Below are 22,671 nucleotides of genomic sequence, written 5' to 3' on the forward strand. Positions count from 1 at the left end.
CAGAAGTACCTACTATCGGGCGCGGTACGAATCAGTCCCGCTGTGCGGGGATGCACGCGATGCCTAGGCAATGACATACCAGCGGCTGGAGCATTGAACGCTCACCGAGCTGGGGTTCACTTCGGGACACTACCTTGTCTTCATGATAGTGAGCAGGAAGAAAAACCGCTATTACATAAAGCTGGAGTTCGCGCCGTTCGCCGGTGGGGCAGGCGGGTGGCCCGCGCGTCTCGCGCGAGCGGGAAGACGTGGATGACGTCGAAGCCCCGGAGGGCGGCTCGGGGATTGGGGTGCGGCGGTTGGTCAGCGTTGTGGCAGGCGAACGGCGGCCCCTTTCTGAAGATCAGTCAAGAGGCCGGGCGTGCTGTCGCGAACCGCTCAAACAGCATACGGGGCAGGACCAGTCCGACGGTCATGGCCAAGCCCTTGTTCATCTCCGGCGGCTCTTCGGTCGGCCAACTCGACCTCGGCGCGACGCCCGGTCCGAACCACTTGCCGACCGGCGTTCGCAAGCACTTCTCGCCGGAACCCGTCCCGCTCTCCTCTGACCGTGGCGTCGCCACCAGCGTTACTCATGGTAGTGAGCGCGACACGGGGTGGCTATTACATAAACCTGGAACCTTGGGGCGACGGCGCTGCGCATCGCATGTCTTCGATCAACCTATACAGATGGATGAGTGACCCATGCGAATGCACCATCCAGATGGCCGTTCGTAGAATGGTTTTGGACGCGCGTCGCGCGTACCTTTAAATCGTGACAAACGATTCATCCGCGGCGCGAGGATATCGTCATGAACAGGACAGCGAAGATCGGGAGACTGCAATGGACATCGTCAAGCTCGCAACAGACTCAGGCCTGCTGGTCGTGCTGGACGGCATGATCGGCAAAACGGAATACCGCAGCGTGCAAGGCTCGCTCGCTGCGCTCGAGCGCTTCGCCGATGCAGTCGGCAAGCAGATGGCGACACACACCCATTGCGCAAAGCGGGACGCTCAGCCGCAGCGGAAGTGATCGATGCTCTGGCCCGCCGCCACTGCGCGGCGCAGCCACTCGGGCATCTCGCCGAGACCCGTCCACACGTTGCCGTACGCATCGCGATAGCGAATCATCCGCTCGTCCTCGACATCGCGATTGAGCGCGTGTTCCAGCGCTTCGATCGTGATCTCGCTTTCCATCATGCGACGCCTGAGCCAACAGATCAGCCGCTCGCGCGCTTCTCCTTCAAGACGTTCAATGAGTGTCGACATAGGTCGCTCCTGGGCGTGAATTCTATTGTGCGGATCGAGAAGAGTGGGCCGCGAATGCATTATCTATTTCGCCAATGTAGCGGCTTTGCCCCAAGCATCGTTTAGTGAAGGCACGCCCGACTTCGAATACGCACGACGGGTAACGGCCGGCGCTAAACGCATGCGCCGCGCGACGCCGACATGCGGCCTTGATGCCGACTTTCCCGGCCTTCCCTATACACACATATGATTTTCGCGGCCGGGTTTTGTCCATAAGATAGAAACACCTGAACGGCGGACAAGACAACAACGTGCCGTCGTAACCGCATGTATGGCAGAGGATAGTCGCTTGCATACCCATCGGATTGTTTCCATCATCGACGACGACGAATCCGTCCGCATCGCCACATCGAGCCTGGTTCGTTCACTGGGTTGGGACGTCCGGCTCTATGCGTCGGCCGAAGATTTCCTCGCCGCCGGCCAGATCGGAGATGTCGCCTGCGTCATCTCCGACGTGCAGATGCCGGGCATGACCGGGCTCGAGATGCAGCGGCGTCTGCTCGACGGTGGGATTGCGCTGCCGATTATCTTTATCTCAGCCTTCGCGTCGGAAACGGTGCGCCGCCAGGCCCTGGAAGACGGAGCGATGTGCGTGCTGAGCAAGCCTGTCGATGGCGCTGCCGTGTCGCGCTGCCTCGAAACGCTCCAGGCCGAAGGCGGCGAGCTTCATTGAAGCCCGCTCGCGGCGGACCTCAATAGTTGAATTTTAAAAAATTCGGATAAAATAAGTATCGGATTATGAGTCGGCGTCCTGCATGTCTGACTTTGATGTGCCGTGCTTGCGGCACAAGACAGGGTTCCGGTGCTCGTCAACGAACGTTTGCCTGGAATGCCTATGCCAACATCGCGCCGTTTAGTCCCCCGCCTTCCCGCGCGGCGCGTTCAATCGTCGTCATGATATTCCGCTCGCGTGCCGGCGAACCGCTGCGGCATGACGCGCGCGTGCTGTCCGTTCTCGCGGCCGTCATCGCGCTGGTCGTATTCCTGATCGACGCGTTCACGCCACTCGATATCGCGATTGCCGTGCTGTATGTGGTCGTGGTGCTGCTCGTCGCATCGACGGGGTCGCGGCCTGCGGCGATCCTCACCGCGTGGAGCTGCGCGGCGCTCACGGTGATTGCGTTTGCGATGTCACATGACGAGCACTACTCGGGCGGCGCGCTGGCGCGCTGTGCCGTCAGCCTGCTCGCCATCGGCACGACGTCGGTGCTGGCGTTGCGCAATCAGAAGAACACCGCAACGCTGCAAGAGCAACTGCAGTTGCTCGATCTGACGCATGACGCAATCGTCGTGTACGACATGAACGATTTGATCACGTTCTGGAATCACGGCGCGGAAGCGCTCTACGGATGGACCGCGCAACAGGCAATCGGCCAGCCGATTCATGAATTGACGCAGACCCATTCCTCAGTTTCACTCGACGAGATTCGCAGTGAGATGTTGCGTTCGGGCCGCTGGCAAGGTGAATTGCAGCGCGTGCGCAATGACGGCACCACCGTCATCATTTCCAGCCGTTGGGCCCTGTGGCGCGATGCGAAGGGTAAGCCGCGCGCCGTGCTCGCCACCAACAACGACATCACTGTCCGCAAGCAGATGGAAGGCGAGTTGCAGCGCCAGAAGGACGAATTGCGCGCGACGATCGATGCGATTCCTGGCATGGTCTGGAGTTCGTCGAGCGACGGGCGGCTAAGTTTCATCAACCGGCGCTGGAACGAACTGGGCGTGACGCTTGCCGACAATGATGGCGATATCTGGCGCTCGATCGTTCATCCCGACGACTACCCCGCGGCGCAGCACGCCTGGAACCAGGCCATTGCCACGGGCATGCCGTTTGAAAACGTCTCGCGCATCAGGCGCAGCGATGGAGTGTACCGATGGATGCATATCGGCGCGGAACCGCTGCGCGATCACGCCGGCAACATTTTGCGCTGGTACGGCGTGAACACCGATATCGAAGAACGCAAGCAGGCAGAGCAGGCGCTCGAGCGCAGCGAAGCGTTCCTGTCCGACGCCCAGCGCCTGAGCCGCACCGGAAGCATCGCGACGAAACTGCCCGACGGCGAAATGTGGTGGTCCGACGAAACGTATCAGATCTTCGACTATGCGAAGCACGTTACGCCCACTTTCCGGCTGATCCTCGAGCGCTCGCATCCCGAAGACATCGCGCTCGTCAGGCAAGCTTATCAGCAGAGTCTCGCGGGCGCGCAGTTCGTCGACATCGAACATCGCCTCGCGATGCCCGATGGAAGCGTCAAATATGTGCACTACGTCGCGCATCTCGCAGCATCGCAGTCGGCGCATCCCGAGTACGTCGGCGCGCTGATGGACGTGACGGAAGGGCGGGTGGCGCAGGAAGCACTCGACCGTTCGACGGCCGAACTCGCGCACGTGACGCGCGTGACGATGCTCGGCGAACTGGCCGCGTCGATCGCGCACGAGGTCACGCAACCGCTCGCGGCGATCGTCACGTGCGGCGACGCCGCTCTGCGCTGGATGAATCGTCCGCAGATCGATCTGAAGGAAGTCGGACAGTCCATTAACCAGATGATTCGCGACGCCAGGCGCGCGAGCGACGTGATCCGCCAGATCCGGGCGATGGCGCAAAAGCGCGACCCGAGTCAGGCGATACTCGATCTGAACGCTATAGTGAGAGAATCCATCGAACTGGTGCGACGCGAACTGGATGGGCACCGTGTCGAAGTGGATGCCGATTACGCATGTCCGCCGCCGCAGGTGTGCGCCGACCGTGTGCAATTGCAGCAGGTCATCATCAACCTCGTGATGAACGGTGTGCAGGCAATGTCGGGCATCACGGGACGGCCGCGGGAATTGCGCATCCGCACGCGCCGCTTCGATGCGCGGCACGCACAGGTGGTCATAGAAGATTCCGGCACGGGTATCAGCGAAGAGAACGCCGGGCGGCTTTTCAACGCATTCTTTACAACGAAGGCGGAAGGCATGGGAATGGGATTGTCGATCTGCCGTTCAATTGTCGAGGCGCACGGTGGCCGGATCTGGGCGGAGTCGCAAGAGGGAAAGGGTGCAGTGCTGCAGTTCATTCTGCCGCTCGATGAGGGAACCTGTCATGAGCAGTGAAACAGGCAACACCGCGACTAACTCGATTGTCTATGTCGTCGACGACGATAACTCGATGCGTGAAGCGGTCGGTATGTTGCTGCGCTCAGTGGGTTTGCAGGTTGAACTGTTCGCGTCCGCAGATGAATTTCTTGCGTTCCAGATGCCGGATGTGCCGAGCTGTCTGATTCTGGATGTGCGGCTCAAAGGGCAGAGTGGCCTTGCCGTGCAGGAACAGATTGCGGCGGGCGCAGTGCGTGTGCCGATTATCTTCATGACCGCGCATGGCGATATTGCCATGTCGGTCAAGGCGATGAAGGCCGGCGCGATGGACTTTCTCGCGAAGCCGTTTCGCGACCAGGACATGCTGGACGCCGTGGCGACCGCGCTCGGCAAGGACGAAGAACGGCGCGAAGCGGACCGCTCGGTCGCGGATCTGCGCCGCCGCTACGCGTCGCTCACGCCGCGCGAGCGCGAAGTGATGGCTTTTGTCGCGAGCGGCCTGATGAACAAGCAGATTGCCGCTGAAATGAAGCTGAGTGAAATCACGGTGAAGATTCACCGCGGTCAGGCCATGAAGAAGATGGAGTCTCGCTCGCTTGCCGATTTCGTGCTGAAGGCGGAAGCTCTCGGCGTCAAATCGCCCCAAGGCACCACTACGCCGCCGCGCGTTCAGCGCGGCTGAACCGCGCGGGCATCTTTGCCTCCCGAACGGCGAAAATCGCATCGTCGTTCGTTTCTCGCTCGAATCCCTTGCAATGCGACGCCCCCGCGCGCGGACGGATGCCGTCGCGCGGCTATTTCATCTGCGCATGTCCCGCCCGCATTAAACCTTCATATAGGTTGACCCAACCATTTGGCGTCGTAGGCAACCGTATGTACGGCTAGGCGCGCGAGCTCCGTTTGATTAACTTTGAGTCATCGCGGTGCAAGTGTTTCGACCGCAGGCAGATCACTCTATCGGACGGACATATCATGACCAGCTCGCTGCTCTCGTATCCTGAACCCGGTGCCGACATTGCGCCGCAACGCATCGCCAGCTCGATCGACGCCGAGCATCAATGGCGCAGCCCGCGCGCGCATCAAGCGCAGCCACACCGGCAGCGCGGCGATGTACAGGTGTCGCGCTGGACGCGCAATATCACCACGCCGCTCGAAGTCGTCAGTCACGGCAACGGGTCCGATCACTGCATAGGCCTGGCGCTGAAATGCGTGTCGCTGACCTTCAATCACGCGGGCCGCAGGCTCATGCAAGGGCGGGTGACGGCGGGTGTGGTTCAGGTGACGGCGCCCGCGGTGTCCGTCAGCGCTGTGTTCGAGTCGTCCGTCGACGTGCTGCATCTGTTCGCGTCGCAACAAGTTCTCGCCGAGTGCTACGAAGATCTGTTCCAACAGCCGCATGCGGGCGACATCGTGCTTGGCGACCCGAAGCTGGTCCGCGATGCCGCACTCGATCGGCTTGGTCAGGCGCTGGTCGTTTCACAGACCAGCGACGCCGCGTTGGGCAAGGTCTTTACGGAGAGTGTCAGCCTCGCCATCGTGTCGCGCATTGTCGCGCGTCAATTCACTGCATCGAACGCGCAGAACCGTGAGGCGGCCGCGCTGCCGCAGTGGCGCATGAACCGCGTGATCGAGTACATCGACGCGCATCTGTCCGAGTCGATTGGTCTCGCCGACATTGCCGCGAGCGCCGGCCTCACCCGCATGCATTTCGCCGCGCAATTCCGGCGCGCGACGGGCCTGCGTCCGCATGAATACCTGCTGCGCCGCCGGATCGAACACGCACAACAGCTGTTGCTGAGCTCGAAGCACAACGTCTTCGATGTCGCGCTGAGCTGCGGCTTTCGCTCGCAAGCGCATTTCACCACTGTGTTCAAACGCTTTGTCGGTGAGACGCCTTGCTGTTGGAGGACGAAAGCGAATGGCGCTCGATAAGCAGGTTCAGTCATTTCTCAGGATCAGCGAGGCGTTTCTAAAGCACACCGGCGATTCATTGTCCGTCAACGACGGCCCAAAAGCCGACGAAACCCCTGTGACGGTCTACGCGCACGGCGAAGCGCTTTGTGAATGCGTCGACGCGCTGCGATAGATCCCCATACAAAGCCATTCAACCAGTTAACTCTTCAACCGGAGTCGCGACATGCTGGCAAACGCAAATTTGATTGATCCGTGGATGCAAACCATTGGCTTGTTGTCCGTGCCTGCGAGTGGGTCGAAAGACCGCGGCAGTGGGTTGAATGAAGGCACCCGGGCGCGTCACGTGGACGACACGGCGCTTCACTGCGTCACGGTGAGCTTGCTGGACCGGCCGACGTCTTCGACCGCGACGATCTCCTGGCGCGACTCGACGCGCTGCTGCTATGGCGACCAGGTCTGGTGCGCGTCGCGGGCTCGCACCGAGGGCGTCTGCGCGATGAGCGGGCGCCCGATTCGTCGCGGCGACGCCGTGTACAAGCCGCGTCCCTGCCGGCCTGCGCCGCGCAATGCCGACGCAATGATCCTGACGTCCGCTCTCGACGACGCAACGCAAGCCTGATCTCGCTTCTTTTTTGCGCGGCTTGCGCTGGTTGGACGTCGTCGTGCTCACTGGCGTTGCCACCGGGCTCACCTCGCGTGCGTGCGATATCTCTGGCGCTGCCATTCTTCGGCTTCAACCGGCCGGATGCGAAGGTGTCGCAAGGCACGATCGACTGGTTCTGGTTGGCCGGTATGCAAGTGTCGATCAAGCGCGCTTACGATTGCATCCGATAATCTAAGCTAGCGCGCCGCACGGCATGTGCACGACGCATGCGGATCGGGTGAATGCGGACTCGCTGGAATTCCTGCAGTCGTAAAGCACAGATGAAGGCTGGCGATTCTCTGCGCGAGTATCGCCAGCTTTTTTATCGAGCGATTGTGTTCTTACCGTGTGGCGGATGATGGGCCTCAATCCGCCCATCGACGGCCACTCGCGGCACCATTACGTCCAGTACTTGAAATCCGTGATCGTCCGCAGATAGCCGGGCGTAGGACGGGGGGCGCGCGTATTGGCGTCCGTGCGGTGGCTGCTCTGCTTCCACGAATGAACCGGCGATTGCGCGTGCGCCCGGTTATCGGTGGCGATGCGTTCGAGCGGCAGTTGCACGTCCGTCCCGACAGTCATGACCGCCCGCATCAGGCCGGGTCCCTGCAGCGCGCACGATGCGCCGATCGACAGGCAAGCGGCAGCGGTGAGGTAGCCGGTTCGGAACCACCGAAATCTGATCGCGTTCATCGTGTGTTCTCCGCGGCGCGCTCTGGAGTACATGCGGGGCGCGCAAGGATGGGATTGGACATGCGATCGAGTATCGTCGTGTGGACCGGTAGTTTCTTTCGCGCTTGCACGCTGCTTTGTCTAATCGCATCCGCAGGCGCCGACCGGTCAGCCGCCCACCTCTTTGGGTAGGGATGTTCGCACTCGTGCGTGCGGATAGAGACCGTGTGATTGCGATAGGGTTACGGTCAAAGGCACGCTCGGCGAGCCGCCTTCAGGAGACCGGCATGTGTTTCGATATCCGGCGACGACGGCTTCAAGATGATGATGGGCGGGGTCGTCGATACGGCCTCTGACCTGACGGATCCGAACTTCGCCGCGATGGGGAATGTGATGGGTATCAGAGGCGTGCTCGTCGAGCATCGGGGGGAACTGAAAGTCGCTGCTCGACGCATTCACGCATCCCGAGCCGGCGCTCGCCAATGTCGTGGGCGCATGTCAAGAACTCGTGATGCCGCCTGTGACGACTATCGACGAGGCCTGGCGCTTCGGGCTATTCATGTTGCGCGCAGTAATCGACGGGCGAGGCCAGCGGATTGCCAACCGCGCGAAGGTCAATCTGTTGCGGTGGTGATTTCGTCGGCACGCGTACTGCGGCCGTGTCGTGATGCATTGGCGTTTGGATAGCCGGCAGGTGTCACGCCCGGCCCGGCGCCGCGTCCGCTCGGAATTGGCAGATCAGGTCCGAGCTATCGGCGAGTATTTCGATCTCGGCCTGCGTCAATGAGCAGATCCGTGTAGCCATAGAATCGGACAGACCGAGTGCGCGCTTTGCCTGCGCCCGGTCTTCCTTGAGCATTCGCTGCGCGAGCAGGAGGTACGATTGGTTAAATGCGGCGATCGCCTGCAGGCTATCTGATTTCTTGGTCAATGGTCTATCTTGCATGCGAAGGTTGACGTTTCATCACCGATCGTTTCCCGGTGATATGCTTTTGCTAAAGCTTACTCGCGCGGATATTCCCGTTTGTGACAAAACCTTGATTCATTCCGCCAATACGCCATATCAACGGTCACTGTTTCACCGGTCCATTTACAGCCAAAACGTTTTTGGCTGTAAATGCCGCCGCTGGTAAATGACATTACTGTAGCGTTCGGTCAATTGATCAGCGTGATCCGACAAGACCACACCCGACTCGACTAATGGAAGACGATACTTGTGCGGGGTTGCCATTCTCGGCAAACCCGAAAGGCCTCGGTTAAACCTGCCCGGCTTCTGGATTCTTTCGGGCAGGTTCTTTTTACGGACCGAGCACCGACATTTCCGGATTAAAGCCTGATCATTCCACACGCGAGATTCAAGTCCCATGCTTAAAGTAACGAAAGCCGTTTTTCCCGTGGCGGGGCTCGGTACCCGCTTTCTTCCGGCAACTAAAGCCAGCCCGAAAGAGATGTTGCCCATTGTCGATAAACCGCTGATTCAATACGCCGTCGAAGAAGCCATCGCAGCAGGTATCACCGAAATGATCTTCGTGACGGGCCGCAGCAAGCGCGCCATCGAGGACCATTTCGACAAGTCGTACGAGATCGAGGCGGAACTCGAGGCGCGTGGAAAGGAGAAGTTGCTTTCGCTCGTACGCAGCATCAAGCCGAGTCATGTCGATTGCTTCTATGTTCGCCAGGCCGAAGCGCTGGGTTTGGGGCATGCCGTGCTATGCGCGGAAAAGCTCGTTGGCGACAGCCCGTTTGCCGTGGTGCTGGCCGACGACCTGCTGGACGGCAGGCCACCTGTGTTGCGGCAGATGATCGATGTGTTCGACCATTACCATACGTCGGTATTAGGTGTCGAAGAGATTGCGCAGGACGAGTCGAAGTCTTATGGCGTCATCGACGGTAAGCAATGGGAAGAGAATATTTTCAAGCTGTCGGGTATCGTCGAGAAGCCGGCACCCGCGGACGCGCCCTCGCGCTACGGCGTGGTCGGCCGCTATGTGCTCAAGCCACGGATTTTTGAGCATCTGCGCGCATTGCGGCCGGGCAGCGGAGGCGAGTTGCAACTGACGGATGCAATCCAGTCGTTGCTAAACGATGAGCAGGTTTTAGCCTATCGGTATGACGGCGCGCGTTTCGATTGCGGCAGCAAGCTTGGCTACCTGAAGGCGACGGTGGAGTTCGCGCTGCGCCATCCCGAGGTGTCGGCTGACTTCAGCGACTATCTCGCCGCCCGCATGACGGAGCTGCAAACATAAAAACGATACCGAGCGGCGGGGCTGTGCCTCGCCGCCAGGAACCAAACCGGTGCGGCGTCAGATAGTGTCGTCGCACCGTCCCACAAGGCCTCAAACAGCGCCGGCGCGTGTCTGAATGTTGCCGATAGCGGTGATGAACTGCGTGAACTGGTCGAGATGCCACCCGGCGCTCGAATACCGCTGCTCACGGCTGCCGCGTGAAAGAAGCTCCGTGACATGTCTAACGCACACGTCGTCCGGCGGCTGTGGTTCTTGTGGTCCCGGCAATGCGTTGTCCAGCAGAAATTCAGCGCACTTGCGCTGATAGCAGAACAGCATGATAGGGACGTCATACACAAAACTCACGATCGCGCCGTGCAGTTTCGAGGTGACGACGCACGTTGCCGAAGTAAGCAGATCAACCACCTCGGTAATCGAATCGCCGTATTGAAAGCGCCCCACGGAAACGTTCGATGGCGAGAACAGGCGAGCAATGTCTCCGGTTACCGCGACGCTTTCGTCGTCGAGCGAGACGAACAGCACCTCGTCTACGAGGCGCTGGCTGTCGACTTTGGTGAGTATGGCGAGCACGGCATCCATGTATTGCCGCAGATGAATGGACACGACCAGAGTACGTCGATCACCGCTCCTGCGCTTTGGCGTATAGAGAGCAGGCAACGCGAAAGCGAGGTCCTTGAGATTGACAGGTGCCAATCCCGTTGCGTCCGCGACCGCGCGGACCGACGCTTCGTCGCGGACCGCGATGCACGGGATCGCTCTAAGCACGCTCGCAAACGCGTGGCGCCGTTCCGCCGTTGCGAATGGCCCGACTGACACGCCAAGCGCGGCGACGGGCCTGTTGAACCGTCGCCCCGCGTTGACGATCAGCTTTGCAAAGGGTAGTGATGCGTGGGCGCCGAATAGCGAGCCTCCGCCGAAGATCGCTGCCCGCGCACGCATGATGGCAGCCACATAGGTCACTGATCGCGCCGCCGCGCCCATTGCGCCAGGACGCCCCCACAATGCCCGGGCAAGCGGCAAGTGGAACCGATGCGTCAATTCTTGCGCGGGCGATGCACCTACTATCAGCGGACGAATCCCCGGTGCTCTGACCGATATCGATTGCAGCAAGTATCCGAACAAATCGTCGCCGAAGTTGTGCCGCCCATAGAATCCAAAGAAAGCGATGCGTGTCTCGCGGCGGATAAACGCTGGATGGACGTCGCCGTGTTGCGACTCGCGAGCGGAGCGAGGGCTCGATGCGACTGCGGACGGCGCTTCGGTTTCGGGCGCGCTCATTTCAGGGCCTCATGTGAAAGTGTGTGCGTCACGGCCGGCAAGCGGCGGCCTGGTACCGGCGTCAGTAATCGCCGGTAGGCTCCCACGTAAGAACGGAAAAACTGCGTGTCGCCGAAGCGGGCGCGCGCGTGCGCAGTCGCAGCGGCACCCATCCGCTGACGGAGTTCAGCGTCGTCGATCAACTGGCGGGTGTAATGTTCCAACTGTTCATCATCATTCGCGAGGAAGCCCGTGACGCCGTGGACGATGACATCGCGGTTGCCGACAATGCGGCTGGCTACCGCCGGAAGCCCGGCGGCTTGTGCTTCTATTAGTGCGATCGGCATGCCTTCCCATAGCGAAGGCAGAACGAAGATGTCGGATTGCAGAAGTCGTCGCCGAAGGTCCCCCGCGGGAATCCAGCCGGTCAACTGAATCGCGTCGCGATCGATCCAACGGTCGATTGCGTCGGCTTCGCCATCACCGATCCACAGGAAGTGCGCGTTCGAGGTTCCCGCAATGTTTTGCGCAAGACGCGTGAATCGCCATGGAGCCTTTTGATAAGTGACCCGCGCCGACGTGCATACGACCACGGCTTCGCCTGCCTGTCTGTGGCCGCCCGGATCGAACCCATCGAGTTTCACCGCATTCTCGACCAGACTTGTGCGCTCCGCACCCAAAAGCAGCATTCGTGCATAACGCAATTCGCTCTTCGAACAGGCAACGATGTGTCCACCCGTTGCATGCAGCATCCGCTCGATCAGCAAAAACAGCTTTGCCTTGAGCGGCGAAATGTCCTCCTTGAGAAAGGCGAACCCGTGTGGCGAATAAATGGTATGCGCCGTGATGCCGAGGAAGCGCGCCGCGATCCGCCCCAACGCGGCGGCTTTCGACGAATGAAGATGAACGATGTCCGGCCGCTCCCGAAACAGAGCGATGAGGAGCCGGAACACGCTGACGATATCGTGGGCTCCGATGCTGGTGTGCATGTCGACGACCTGACGATGCACCCTCGGATCGAACAACTGATCCAGCTTCGCAGTAGGCGGCGTGTCTTGCCGCATGGAATGCAGCACGACGACCTGGTCACCTGCGGCTGCCTGACGATTGGCCAGTAGGGCAACGCAATGCAGCACGCCGCCGCCCAGAGCTTCCGTTACGTGTACGATTTTTTGTCGCATGATCGCTTACCCTAGTTCCTGGATTGCTGGAGCCATCTGATAAGGCAAGAACGGTGATTCCCCGTGTCCTTCTTCATCAGTCATGTTGTGGATGCGTCCCGCGAGCGCGATCAGTCCAATGAGGAATAGCCACGTCGCCAGATTTGTCTGCATGCGTCCAGTCGGCGGAGCGAACTGACGCCAGAGGACGACCAACATCAGGTTCACGAGGATCAACTGAAAGCGGATGCCCGCATAAGTCACCTGGGTCATGCCGTAAAGCACTGCCGCCAGCAACGCGCAGATCAGCCAGCCGATAGGTGGAATGGCGAACTGCCGCCGGTACACCATCATCACGCCCAGCATCAGCATCTGGATCATCAGAAAGAGCAGTCCGGACGACGCATTCGGGGCCGCTATGCCGGTGTAGAGACTGGTCTTGTCGGCGAAGTAGTCCGGCATCAAAAGTGAACCGCCGATGACGGCAACCGCAACGCCGACAAACATCAGCGTGTGTCCGCGCCGGGTCGTCGCAATGAAAAGCAGGAACAGGAGCGCTGAAGAGAAATGCACGCAGGTGCCGATCAAAGCGTAAATGAAGTATCGAAGCGGCTTCTGGTGTGGTGAAACGCGGGTCGCGAGCAGGAAAATCGCCGATGCGAGACCGAATCGCATCACATTCATGGTCAGCTCGTAGAACATGCCGGGCACGAGCACCAGTCCACCGAACCAGATGCCGAAGCGGCTACGGGAAATGGACCACAGCAACAGCAGCGCAGTTGTCATCGAAATGCTGTTGACGACGAACCGCGGGTCGGGATCAATGGCCCAGAGAAACTGCGCATACGCATTGAATAGCGGCTCGGCGCCATAGCCGTTGCCTTGGCCGAGGTCCGTGAACGCCTGGTAATACGCAGCCGTGTCAGTACCGCTATGGCCACGCAAAACGGCTAGAGCGACCATCGGCAACGCACACGTGAGAACGACGGCAGGATTGGTGCCGCCATAGGCAATGCACAGCGCCACGCCGAAGTAAAAGATTAGTAGGGGAACGAGGTAGTAAGTCATTCTGAACGCCTCGCCGGTTGGTGCTGTGCGCTGGATGCGGGTACTTTTCTCACGTAAATCTCCGCGACAGCACGCAGCGCCGAAAATACTTGGCTGCGCTCAACAGGGAAAAACATAGCCATTCGACGTTGCTGATGACTCTGCGTCTGCGAAAGTGGAGGTAGTTATCCTGTTCACCTTTCTGGATTTTCCAGAGTTGAGCGCTCAGGCCGGTTTGCGCACCGAACTGCGCCTTGTAGACGTATGAAAGGGCGATCGGAAACAGGTAGGCCTCGCCTTGCTCTACGAGAACAGCTTCAAGCAGCATGAAATAGTCTTCAGCGTGCCGCTTCTTCTCGTCGAACCGGGCGCCGACATCTGCGCGCATCAGAATGCTGGACGGCGTGAAGCGGTTCGAGAACAGGATGCGCTGTCGCGACATGCGGCGCGGCGCGACGGCAGAAGGCCATGGTTGCGATTCGGGATGCTCGCCGGGCTCGAGTTGCGCCACAGGATGGCCAGTGATCGCCGCCTCCGGACGAGCACGCATCCATCCGTACTGGATCTCCATCTTGGCGGCATGCCAGCTGTCATCCGAGTCGAGAAACGCGATGTAGGGCTGTGTTGCAACCGCCCATGCGGCATTACGCGCTGCACCCGGTCCAGCGTTGCGAGGCTGCGGCAGTACGCGGATCCAGTTGGCTGGATACCTCAGCGCCAGTTGGCCGAGAAGGTCGAGTGTGCCGTCGGTGCTGCAATCGTCGACGAGGATCAGCTCACGTGGGCGGCACGTCTGCAGGAATACCGACTGGACGGCTCGCCCGATCGTAGCGCGGCAGTTGAAACATGGAATGATCACGCTTACCGGAATCTGTTCGGATAGCAAGGAGGGCGCAATCTGGGCATCCTGCTGAACGTCGGTGACAGGTGCCGGCTTGCGCCGTGCACCGGCCAGGAAACGACGGGCGCACAGCACGGACAGCGCAGCCCAGACGACCTCGCCTGCGACCGACGCAACCGCGGCGCCGACGATGCCTGCGAGCAACACGCCGATCACGCCAGCAATGACGCTGAATAACAACGCAGCGAAAGCGCAGCGGTTACGCACATGAATCAGATTGCGGGTCGTCATCACGGAAGAGGCGCTGACGGTCAGGAATCTGAATGGCGTGCTCAGCGTCATGAGCATCACCACATTCACTGATTGCTCGTATTGCCTGCCAAATACCAGTGGGATTGCGAACGGCGCGAGCAATGCTGCGATGCCGGCCAGTGCGACACCGGAGGCGAACATCCATTTGTTGCCGTCCCGGTACACTCGTTCGAGACGCTCGTCGCCCGACGCAGCCCAACGATGAAGGCGCGGCATCAGGAGCTTCTGGAACAAAACGGTTGGCAACAGATAGAGCGCGGTCAGGATCGTCACGGCGACGCTATAGACGCCGACGTCCTGCGACGTGCCGAGGTGCGAGACGATCACCAGCCCGCTTTGTCCGTACGCATAGAAAAGGAGACTGGAGACGCCAAAGGGCATGGCGTTGAGCCAGAGTTCATGGATCGACGGCGTTGGCAAACTCCCGCTCATCCGTCGCGCTGCGGATTTCGCCCCATGTCCAATCAGTTCCACAGCACCACGCCGCAGCGCGGAGACCGACCGCCAGGCGCACAGCGTTACGATTGCGCCCATGCAGCCGAAGCCGAGCGCAATCGCCTCGCTGCTTGCCCCCAGCTGCCAGCAAGCCAGCACCAGTACGAGACGTCCGGCATGCTGCAGCGCCTGCCACATCGCGACCCGCCCGAACTTCTCTTCGAGCTGCAGTTTCGCCGAGGCCATTTCGATTACGCCCTGTGTCAATACCACGGGGAGCATCGACAGCAGCAGTTGGCTGGTGCGCGCGTCGGCCGTGCCGACCCATGCCCAGAGCGCGGCGGCGACGAGGCACACGAGCGCGCTGCGAGTGATGAAACGAACCGATGCCTCCATCCAGCGCTTTGCCGCCCAGCCTTCGGTGCCGTAGGCCTTTAGCCAGAAGGACGGCACGCCGAAGCCGACCGCCGGGGCAATGATGGTCACGACGGCGAGCGCGGCGGCGAACTGTCCGTACTCCGAAGGTGACAGCGACCGCGCTAGCATCGCCTGTACGGCGAACGCCAGCCCGGCCGATCCCAGCGCGCTGACGGAGAGCAAAGATGCCGCCCAGGCATCGCGGCCTCGCTGCGTCATTGCGCGACCTCGTCCAGCACGGGGCGAGGATCTTTGCTTCGCGAGCTCGCGTAGCGATAGCTTCCGTAGGTCGTGCCATACCGGAATCGTCCTGCGTGCCGATCGATCCCGTTGAGTACCACGCCTTTCACGTCGACGCCGACCTGCCGCAGGCGGCGCGCACATTCTTCGAGTTCCGCCGGCTTCGTGATGGAGGCGCGCGCCACCAGGAACACATTGCCATTGGAATAGGGCGCAAGAATGGCGGCGTCGGGTACAGGGAGGAGCGGTGCGGTGTCGACGATCACCACGTCGTACCGCGCGGAGAGGGTCTGGAAAAGATCGGACACGCTCGGGCTGCTCAGATGGTCGGCAGCATTGGGCGGCATCGACCCGCTTGGGAGAAAGTCGAGCGTCGAGCGCTCGACGTTGCGGATCGACGCGTCGAGCCCACTGGCACCGGCGATCACGTCAGATAGCCCAACGGCCGAGTGGCAGCCATAGGCACGGCTCAGTCCGCTGCGTCTAAGGTCACCGTCGATCAACAGGACACGTTTGCCGGTCCGTGCGAGAACCGCGGCCACATTCGACGCGATAAACGATTTACCGATGTTGGGTGACGGCCCGGTGAACATCACGACTTTGTTGCCCGAGTCGGACAGCGAAAACTGCAATGCCGTACGAAGACTGCGCAAACTCTCGATCGCGGGGTCGGCCGGATCGACGAACGCCAGCGGTCGCCGCGGGGGTGTTTTTCGACGCAAGTACCCGGACAACCGGAAGCCACTGCGGTTCGCCATCGGCACCACGGAGAACACGCTGAGATCGGTCTGTTCTTCGATCTCGTGTGAATCGGAAATCCCACGGAACAGCAGATCGCGGATGAACGCGGTAGCGGCCGCTGCAAACACGGCGAGCACGACCACGACGAGACACAACACGGGGCGCCACAACCGGATCGGCTGGTCGGGCAACAACGCGTTATCGAGAACGCGGACGTTCCCGATCCGTCCCACCTCCAGAATCTGCAACTGTTCGATGTTGTTCAGCAAGCCGACGTAGAGGTCATTGCTGATCTTGACGTCACGTTGTGCCGTCACCACCCGACGTTGGGTCTCCGGCAGACGATCGATGCGTTGACTGAACCCGGCCGATTGCGCCTGCAGCACCTTGATCTGGCGATCGAGCGCGACCACCGTTGGATTCGTCGGCTCAAAGCGGGTCAGCGCCTCCGCGCGCTTTTGCAGGAGCGTGCTGACCTGGGTCTCATTGTCGGCGGATTGCTGCAGGATGGCGCGCGCCTCACCGTCGAGATCCACCGATCCCAGCTTGCTTCGAACCGCGGCATAGGCACTTTCGGCGGCATCGAGTTTCGCACGCAAGTCGGGTACCTGGCCGCGCAGGAAGGTCAGCGATCGCGCGGCCTGCTCCGCCTTGCGGTCCTCGTTCTGGCCGACATAGTGGCGGGCGATATCGTTCAGGATTGCCGTGATCAGCACCGGGTCGCTGCCGCGCAGCTTGACCTGAAGAACATTGGAATCCTTGCCCAGCTCACTGATGGAAAGACTGCGTTGAAGCTTGTCGATCGTCTCCAGACGCGATTGCCGCGTGAGCTTGAAGCGCGCGCCAGCTGCCGCGCGGATCGCGCTCACGTGCAAGGTGATCGGACCGTCGTCGCTGACAAAAGTCTCGGTCTTGCCGATCCGGCCGACAACGTCCTGTTCGAGGCCGGCGCCCGAAAGCCGGTAGCTTCCGGCGCCCAGAACCGTCAAGCGGTACTGTTCTCCCTCGAATCCGGTGGGAACGTCGAAGCGCTGGACGCTTGCGCTCTCGTCACCCCACGTGTATCCGCCCATGCCGAGGAAGCCAGGGTGGGACAGCCCCTTGCTGGATCGCGCGATGGCGCGACCGATGAACGGAAAACGCGCGGGCTCCGCCTCGATATCCAGACGCAGGTTATCGACGGCCGAAGCCACGACAAGCCGCGACTGGAGCACCTGCATTTCCGTGTCGGCGGACGACTTGACGTCGAGCATCGACGAAAGATCCTGGCCCAGCAGCGACGACGCGGTGGTTGCGGCAGAACCCTCGTCGACCTGAGTGATGATGTTGACCTGATATTGCGGATCCGATAGCAGTACCGCCGCGATGCCGAGAATCGAGACGGTTCCGAAAATCCACAGCATCATGCGGCGATAGAGCATGAAGACATCGAGCATCGCCGCCAGGTTGAACTCTTTCTCAGTGGCGGCTGCTTCGTGCGGAGCATACGGCGGGTTCACTGTGCACCTCCGCCAACGCAGACCGCTTCCGGATAGACGCGGTCGCCTGCTGGTTCATTCAGGCTTTTCAGTCGCCGTACCCAGTAGTCGATACCGTCTGTCAATGCCTCGCGACACGCGCGGAATGCGGAGATGGGCATGCCCATCGGATCATCGATATCCGCATCGTCGAAGCCGCGTATCGAGAAGATGCGGCCGCGCATCAGCGGATAAAGCGACTGCAGGCTTCGCGTCTGTGCTGCGGTCATCGTCAGTATCAGCTCCGCGTCGTTCGCGATCTGTCGGGTCAACTGCGTGGCGCGGTGCGCTTGGATGTCGATGCCGATTTCGGAAAGTACCGCGACGGCCTCGGTCGCCGCCGGTTGTCCCACCTCGGCCGCCAGACCGGCGGAACCGACGCGCAGACCTTCGACGCGTTGCTGAAGAAGGGCAGCAGCCATCGGGCTGCGGCAAAGGTTTCCGTGGCAAACCATTAGAACGTTGGAAATCATCTGGTTGTTCTTTCTTTGTGTTGAGACGTTGCTGACTCGAATGGGCGTTCGCGCATCCAACGTCATGACGAGCGCCATACCGCGAGTTCGTTGATCTCGAGCTTTCCCGTCCAGCCGGTGAAGGTCGTCTTGAGGACAGCCTGAACGGCGCCGGCTGGAACGGCTGCTTGTGCAGACGGAAGTTCATTCGCCGCGCTTTGCGATTCACTCACGCTTAGCGGAACGCCCCCTGCGGCAAAAAACTGGAACGCGAATGCCGTGCGGCCCGTTATGCCCGTCGCTGTGGCAGTACACGCGGCCAGAACGGTTTCGCCGGGACTGACCGGGAAAGGTGTACGTGTGATCACCGAGAATGGCGCGTTATCCTGATCGTTCGATGCCAGCCGCAAGGCCTGCCTCGAGCTGGCCACTGCGCTGTTTCCGGCAACCGTATCCGAAGCGACGATTTGGCCTGCAGTCTGACCGGGCGTGGCGACTGACATGCTCCAGTGCGTGAGCGCGTCCACGCGCGTGCCTGGGCGATCCAGCGTGAAGAGACTGTCGGCGTTGATCACGCTTCCCCGCCACGGCAGCGCCTGAACCTTCTGGAAGCTCATGGCGGTCACCGACTCGACGGGCACCTCGTCACCGATCAACGCCGTCAACGCCCCCTGCGGTGGAGACTCGAAACGCCACTCGACGCCGGAGGCGGAGAACTTCGCGGTGCCCGCGACCAATTGACGAGGCGCATTGTTCAGGTCCTTGCGCTTCCAGCGTCTCGGCAACACGATCGAGTCGCGGAACACGGTGCGAAGATGCTTACCCGAAGCCGTGGCGTTGACCAGCAGTCCGTCGATACCCTCGATGTGACAGTGGTTGAGCGCCACCGTGCCAAAACGAGCCTGACGGCCGAAATACACCACGTCGCCGTTGAAATCGAACGAGCAGGCATCGAAGACAAAATCCATGCTGTCCGAGTTGATGTCGACGGCACGCGCGGACCCGGCAAACGTGCAATCGACGAAGGTCATCCGTTCGCCGCTATTCACGCTTCTGCCCACCCCCGCAGCCACGTAGATGCCGTTCTCGCGGTTCTGTTCGAACCGCGACGAGAACCACGCGGTGAGGTACGTACTGAGCGGATCGATCCGGAGCGCGCCACGCCAGCCCGTGACCACGACATTGCGGCCACCCGCGTCTCTCACGGCGCCCGAAAATCCGGCTTGCCGGTTGCCCATCACGATGCCCCATCCTTCGGCCCGCGCCTTCCCGGGACCAAGTATCGAGATCGTGCCGCCTGTGCCGTCGAGGAACGGCGAGCGGTCACCCGGAAAACGCAACTCTGTCGCGGGAAGCGTGGTTTCGTTTCTGCAGGTCAAGCCGTCCCAACCCACGGGCAACTGAGAGAAGTCGAGCAGGACGCCGCCCACCGAGCACAGCTTGATCCAGGGCGCGGTGTCGATCGTCTCCGTGAGTACGTATCGACCGGCCGGAATCATCAAGGCCGGTAAGCACGACGTGTCGCGCGTGCGCAGTGCGATATTGCGCACGTAGTCGATCGCGCGCTGGAACGTGCCGGTGTCGTCCGTCGCACCCTTGCCCTTGACGGCGAAGTCACTGATCCAGCGAAATCCGCTCGGTGATCGATTCTCAATGGATTCGCCCCACCCACGCGAGACAGCGGTGGCGCCCAGTATTGCGGCGCCGGCTGAGAGACCCATTGCGGAACGGCGATTCACCATGACCGCACCGTCATGCGCTGGCTTCGGAGAAATCGCAATATCATGGTCATTTCGTCACCAACCCCGCCGTAAGTCCGGCGTTGATACCAGGAAGCAGGAGGCTCAACACGCGGCTGAAGCGAACCAGCCCGTTTCCGTCGACGTAGACGATGTCCTTCGGTTGTAGTTCGAACCGATTGGCGAGAATCATCGAGACGGGCGACGCGGCGTCGAGGTGGAAGACACGTGCGTCCTTGCCGAGCCCGCGGATCACATACAGTTGCGCGGCGTCCGCGGTGGTCGAACTGATGCTGCCCGCCTGTGAAAGCGCGTCGCTCAGCGTCAACTGACCGCTGCGTAGCGGCAGCGCGGTAATGGGTTTTGTCACTTCACCCAGCACGAACACGCCGTTTTCTTCTCTGGCGGAGACGCGAATCAGATCGCCGGGACGCAGCATGATCTTCGAAGGATTCAAACCGCGCTGCAGCATCCCCGTGAAATTGATGTCGTACGACTGACCGTTGCGAGTCAACGTAATGCGGCTCTGATCCGCAGCCGCGCTGAACCCGCCGGCATGACTGATGGCGTCGTACAGTGTCGTCGGGATATCGTTGATGGATTGCGCTCCCGGCGTACGTACTTCACCGTCGACGTACACCTGCTTCGCGCGAAACGACGCAATACGCACCGTCACCTGAGGATCGTGGAACGACTTGCTCAGTTCCGCCGCAAGCTTGCGTTGGACTTCGTCGACTTTCATGCCCTCGACGTGAATATTTCCGACGAAGGGAAACCGCAGATAGCCTGTGTCGTCGACGACGAATCCCGGTGGCGGGTCGTAGGTGCGCGCGTTCGCAGGTGGCTGCGCGCCCAAAGCCGCAGCCAGTTCCGGGTGGTCCCAGACCGTGATCTGGAGCACATCGCCAGCACCGATCGTATAAGCCTGGCCGCGGCCGAGCAGGGCGCTGGCGCTGGCATCGTTACGACGCTCAGCTTCACTGCGGATCTCGTCGATTGACGACAAGGTCACTTCGGTCATCGGTACGGGCAATTGCTCGGCCGGCGCTTGCTCACTCGCACTGGTTATCGGCAACGTAGACGCTTTTTGCATTTTCATGCCGGGCGCAACCGAACAGGCGGACAAGGCGAACTGGAGCGCCGCAATCCATGCAACCCGATTCATCGAAAACATGTTGACACCGCCGCGACGCAGCGCGTTGGACCTGACTTTCAATTGCTTCACTCCGATTCCTTTTTATTGGGCTCGCCGACCTCCTTCTCGCGGTCCGCGGCTCCCCACGATGACTAGTACGCCTGCTTGCTTAAGAACCCACGGACCACCGTGCGTAGCACGATCTTGATATCCATCCAGAACGATCGATGACGCAGGTAATACAGGTCGTACTCAACGCGGCCAGCCATCTTCTCCAGCGCGTCCGTTTCGCCTCGATAGCCGTTGATCTGCGCCCAGCCGGTAATGCCCGGCTTGATGCGATAGCGGTCGAGATAGCCCGAGATCAGCGGTCCGTACAGGTCGTCGTGTTCAAGCGCATGGGGACGAGGACCGACGATCGACATTTCGCCGCGCAGGACATTGATGAACTGCGGAATCTCGTCGAGACTCGTGCGGCGCAGGAAGCGCCCTACGGGCGTGATACGGTTATCGTTGCGTGTCGCCTGACGCACTACGCCACGCTCTTGCGCATGAACTCGCATCGAACGAAACTTGTAGATTGAAAACGGCCGTCCCTTCAGGCCCTTGCGGCGTTGCCGGAAGAAAACCGGACCCGGCGACGAGAGCTTGATGGCGATCGCGATCGCCACGAATAGCGGTGCAAGCCCGATCAGCGCAACCAGTGCAAAGGCCCTGTCGAAGATCTCCTTGCCGGTCATCGCCTCATCAGAAATGGCCGACGGAGAAAGACTGAGCGAGGGGATGTCGAGTGTGCCGAGCGACGCGACGCCGGCGTACAGTCCGAGCGGCATGAAGTCCGGCATCAGCCGAATTTCCACCAGCGTGTTCTTGAGCGCTTCGATGCAATGGGCCGCCGCGGCGTGGGCCGACAGCGGTAACGCGAGCCATACCTCGTGAATGCCGCCGGACTCCGCTAGCCCTGCGAGACGGGCCAGTTTGGTCTGGCCGTGCTCGCCCATGGCGGAGCCGGGTCGGTCGCCGGCGTCGTGCAACTCGACAACTTCCGCGACGCGGAAATCCGGGTGATTGCTGGAGTCGACCTTCGCAACGATCAGCTTGAGGTATTCGCCGTTGCCCACGACGACAATGTTACGGGCGCGCAACCCGACAACACGCGGGGAGGAACGCATCGTGGAGGCGATCACTCGCCATGCCGCGAGCAGTACGACGCCTATGCAGGTCCACCATGCGATCCAGGACACCAGCGTCTCATCCTGGTGCTGAATGGACAGCAGGAGCAGCAAGCCGGCGAACTGCAGGGCCAGCCATGCCGGCAGAACTCGGGTCCCGAGGCGATACAACGAGCGCATGGGCGATACGGCGTAAACGCGAACAATCGGCAGAAGAGCCGCTGACGACATCAGGATAACGATTGCGAACAGCAACTGAAGTGGGCCGCTTTCGTGGCCCTGCGCAGGAGCGATATGGGCTGCGATGACAGCCGCGAGCGCAATGCACCCGCTATCGATCAGGCGTGCGACAGCTTGTTTCATGAG

21 protein-coding genes and 1 pseudogene are annotated in these 22,671 nt (G+C 61.0%); 10 read left to right on the forward strand and 12 right to left on the reverse strand.

Annotated elements, in window-relative coordinates:
- Positions 1-414 precede the first annotated feature (414 nt).
- The gene (locus ACQKRQ_RS31940) at positions 415-681 is read left to right on the forward strand and encodes a hypothetical protein (protein ID WP_427481446.1); all 267 of its coding nucleotides are present in this window, start codon (positions 415-417) and stop codon (positions 679-681) included.
- Positions 682-823: 142 nt separating this feature from the next.
- On the forward strand, positions 824-1,012 hold the full coding sequence (locus ACQKRQ_RS31945) for a hypothetical protein (RefSeq protein WP_132381510.1): 189 nt from the start codon (positions 824-826) through the stop codon (positions 1,010-1,012).
- On the opposite strand, the gene ACQKRQ_RS31950 is transcribed toward ACQKRQ_RS31945, so the two are convergent.
- Entirely contained in the window at positions 994-1,248 is a 255-nt protein-coding gene (locus ACQKRQ_RS31950) for an H-NS family nucleoid-associated regulatory protein (RefSeq protein ID WP_408182014.1), read from the reverse strand. The two genes, ACQKRQ_RS31945 and ACQKRQ_RS31950, sit on opposite strands and share 19 nt — an antisense overlap.
- 328 nt (positions 1,249-1,576) lie before the next feature.
- On the opposite strand from ACQKRQ_RS31950, the gene ACQKRQ_RS31955 reads away from it, so the two are divergent.
- The 7 genes and pseudogenes from ACQKRQ_RS31955 to ACQKRQ_RS31985 all read left to right on the forward strand — a co-directional run.
- On the forward strand, positions 1,577-1,960 hold the full coding sequence (locus ACQKRQ_RS31955) for a response regulator transcription factor (protein ID WP_408313719.1): 384 nt from the start codon (positions 1,577-1,579) through the stop codon (positions 1,958-1,960).
- A 221-nt stretch (positions 1,961-2,181) separates the two neighbouring features.
- The gene (locus ACQKRQ_RS31960; RefSeq protein ID WP_427481447.1) at positions 2,182-4,383 is read left to right on the forward strand and encodes a PAS domain-containing sensor histidine kinase; all 2,202 of its coding nucleotides are present in this window, start codon (positions 2,182-2,184) and stop codon (positions 4,381-4,383) included.
- A complete protein-coding gene (locus ACQKRQ_RS31965; protein ID WP_132381518.1) occupies positions 4,373-5,047 on the forward strand; it encodes a response regulator transcription factor in 675 nt (224 codons plus the stop codon). Before ACQKRQ_RS31960 ends, ACQKRQ_RS31965 begins: the two co-directional genes overlap by 11 nt.
- 290 nt (positions 5,048-5,337) lie before the next feature.
- Positions 5,338-6,297, forward strand: a complete 960-nt coding sequence (locus tag ACQKRQ_RS31970) for a helix-turn-helix domain-containing protein (protein WP_132381520.1) — start codon at positions 5,338-5,340, stop codon at positions 6,295-6,297.
- Entirely contained in the window at positions 6,284-6,451 is a 168-nt protein-coding gene (locus ACQKRQ_RS31975) for a hypothetical protein (RefSeq protein ID WP_427481448.1), read from the forward strand. Before ACQKRQ_RS31970 ends, ACQKRQ_RS31975 begins: the two co-directional genes overlap by 14 nt.
- Before the next feature lie 51 nt (positions 6,452-6,502).
- Positions 6,503-6,898, forward strand: a complete 396-nt coding sequence (locus tag ACQKRQ_RS31980; protein WP_427481449.1) for a DUF3331 domain-containing protein — start codon at positions 6,503-6,505, stop codon at positions 6,896-6,898.
- A 92-nt stretch (positions 6,899-6,990) separates the two neighbouring features.
- A pseudogene (locus tag ACQKRQ_RS31985) lies at positions 6,991-7,196 on the forward strand (alpha/beta fold hydrolase); the annotation flags it as partial.
- A gap of 125 nt (positions 7,197-7,321) precedes the next feature.
- Here ACQKRQ_RS31985 and ACQKRQ_RS31990 read toward each other — a convergent pair.
- Together ACQKRQ_RS31990 and ACQKRQ_RS31995 are read right to left on the reverse strand one after the other, a co-directional pair.
- Complete coding sequence (locus ACQKRQ_RS31990) at positions 7,322-7,615, reverse strand: hypothetical protein (RefSeq protein WP_408292229.1); 294 nt, start codon at positions 7,613-7,615, stop codon at positions 7,322-7,324.
- Between the two features lie 676 nt (positions 7,616-8,291).
- A complete protein-coding gene (locus ACQKRQ_RS31995) occupies positions 8,292-8,525 on the reverse strand; it encodes a flagellar transcriptional regulator FlhD (RefSeq protein ID WP_132381526.1) in 234 nt (77 codons plus the stop codon).
- Between the two features lie 433 nt (positions 8,526-8,958).
- On the opposite strand from ACQKRQ_RS31995, the gene galU reads away from it, so the two are divergent.
- Complete coding sequence (gene galU, locus ACQKRQ_RS32000; RefSeq protein WP_408182026.1) at positions 8,959-9,840, forward strand: UTP--glucose-1-phosphate uridylyltransferase GalU; 882 nt, start codon at positions 8,959-8,961, stop codon at positions 9,838-9,840.
- 90 nt (positions 9,841-9,930) lie between these two features.
- On the opposite strand, the gene ACQKRQ_RS32005 is transcribed toward galU, so the two are convergent.
- From ACQKRQ_RS32005 to ACQKRQ_RS32045, 9 genes are all read right to left on the reverse strand, one after another.
- The gene (locus ACQKRQ_RS32005) at positions 9,931-11,118 is read right to left on the reverse strand and encodes a polysaccharide pyruvyl transferase family protein (RefSeq protein WP_427481450.1); all 1,188 of its coding nucleotides are present in this window, start codon (positions 11,116-11,118) and stop codon (positions 9,931-9,933) included.
- The gene (locus tag ACQKRQ_RS32010) at positions 11,115-12,278 is read right to left on the reverse strand and encodes a glycosyltransferase (protein ID WP_427481451.1); all 1,164 of its coding nucleotides are present in this window, start codon (positions 12,276-12,278) and stop codon (positions 11,115-11,117) included. The genes ACQKRQ_RS32005 and ACQKRQ_RS32010 overlap by 4 nt, the downstream gene beginning before the upstream one ends.
- A 6-nt stretch (positions 12,279-12,284) precedes the next feature.
- Positions 12,285-13,325 (reverse strand): EpsG family protein, encoded by a 1,041-nt coding sequence (locus ACQKRQ_RS32015; RefSeq protein WP_427481452.1) that lies wholly within the window; start codon positions 13,323-13,325, stop codon positions 12,285-12,287.
- A 49-nt stretch (positions 13,326-13,374) separates the two neighbouring features.
- Complete coding sequence (locus ACQKRQ_RS32020; protein ID WP_427481453.1) at positions 13,375-15,528, reverse strand: glycosyltransferase; 2,154 nt, start codon at positions 15,526-15,528, stop codon at positions 13,375-13,377.
- Positions 15,525-17,711, reverse strand: coding sequence for a polysaccharide biosynthesis tyrosine autokinase (locus tag ACQKRQ_RS32025; RefSeq protein WP_279388649.1), 2,187 nt, complete (start codon positions 17,709-17,711; stop codon positions 15,525-15,527). The genes ACQKRQ_RS32020 and ACQKRQ_RS32025 overlap by 4 nt, the downstream gene beginning before the upstream one ends.
- A gap of 74 nt (positions 17,712-17,785) precedes the next feature.
- On the reverse strand, positions 17,786-18,358 hold the full coding sequence (locus tag ACQKRQ_RS32030) for a low molecular weight phosphotyrosine protein phosphatase (RefSeq protein ID WP_427481454.1): 573 nt from the start codon (positions 18,356-18,358) through the stop codon (positions 17,786-17,788).
- Positions 18,343-20,001 carry a hypothetical protein gene (locus tag ACQKRQ_RS32035; RefSeq protein WP_427481455.1) on the reverse strand — a complete coding sequence of 553 codons (1,659 nt, stop codon included), beginning with the start codon at positions 19,999-20,001 and terminating at the stop codon, positions 18,343-18,345. The genes ACQKRQ_RS32030 and ACQKRQ_RS32035 overlap by 16 nt, the downstream gene beginning before the upstream one ends.
- 46 nt (positions 20,002-20,047) lie before the next feature.
- Positions 20,048-21,172, reverse strand: coding sequence for a polysaccharide biosynthesis/export family protein (locus ACQKRQ_RS32040; protein ID WP_132383201.1), 1,125 nt, complete (start codon positions 21,170-21,172; stop codon positions 20,048-20,050).
- A 113-nt stretch (positions 21,173-21,285) separates the two neighbouring features.
- Positions 21,286-22,668, reverse strand: coding sequence for an undecaprenyl-phosphate glucose phosphotransferase (locus ACQKRQ_RS32045; RefSeq protein WP_427481456.1), 1,383 nt, complete (start codon positions 22,666-22,668; stop codon positions 21,286-21,288).
- Positions 22,669-22,671: the final 3 nt, after the last annotated feature.

Source organism: Paraburkholderia sp. NPDC080076, from assembly GCF_050281145.1.
Taxonomy (GTDB): domain Bacteria; phylum Pseudomonadota; class Gammaproteobacteria; order Burkholderiales; family Burkholderiaceae; genus Paraburkholderia.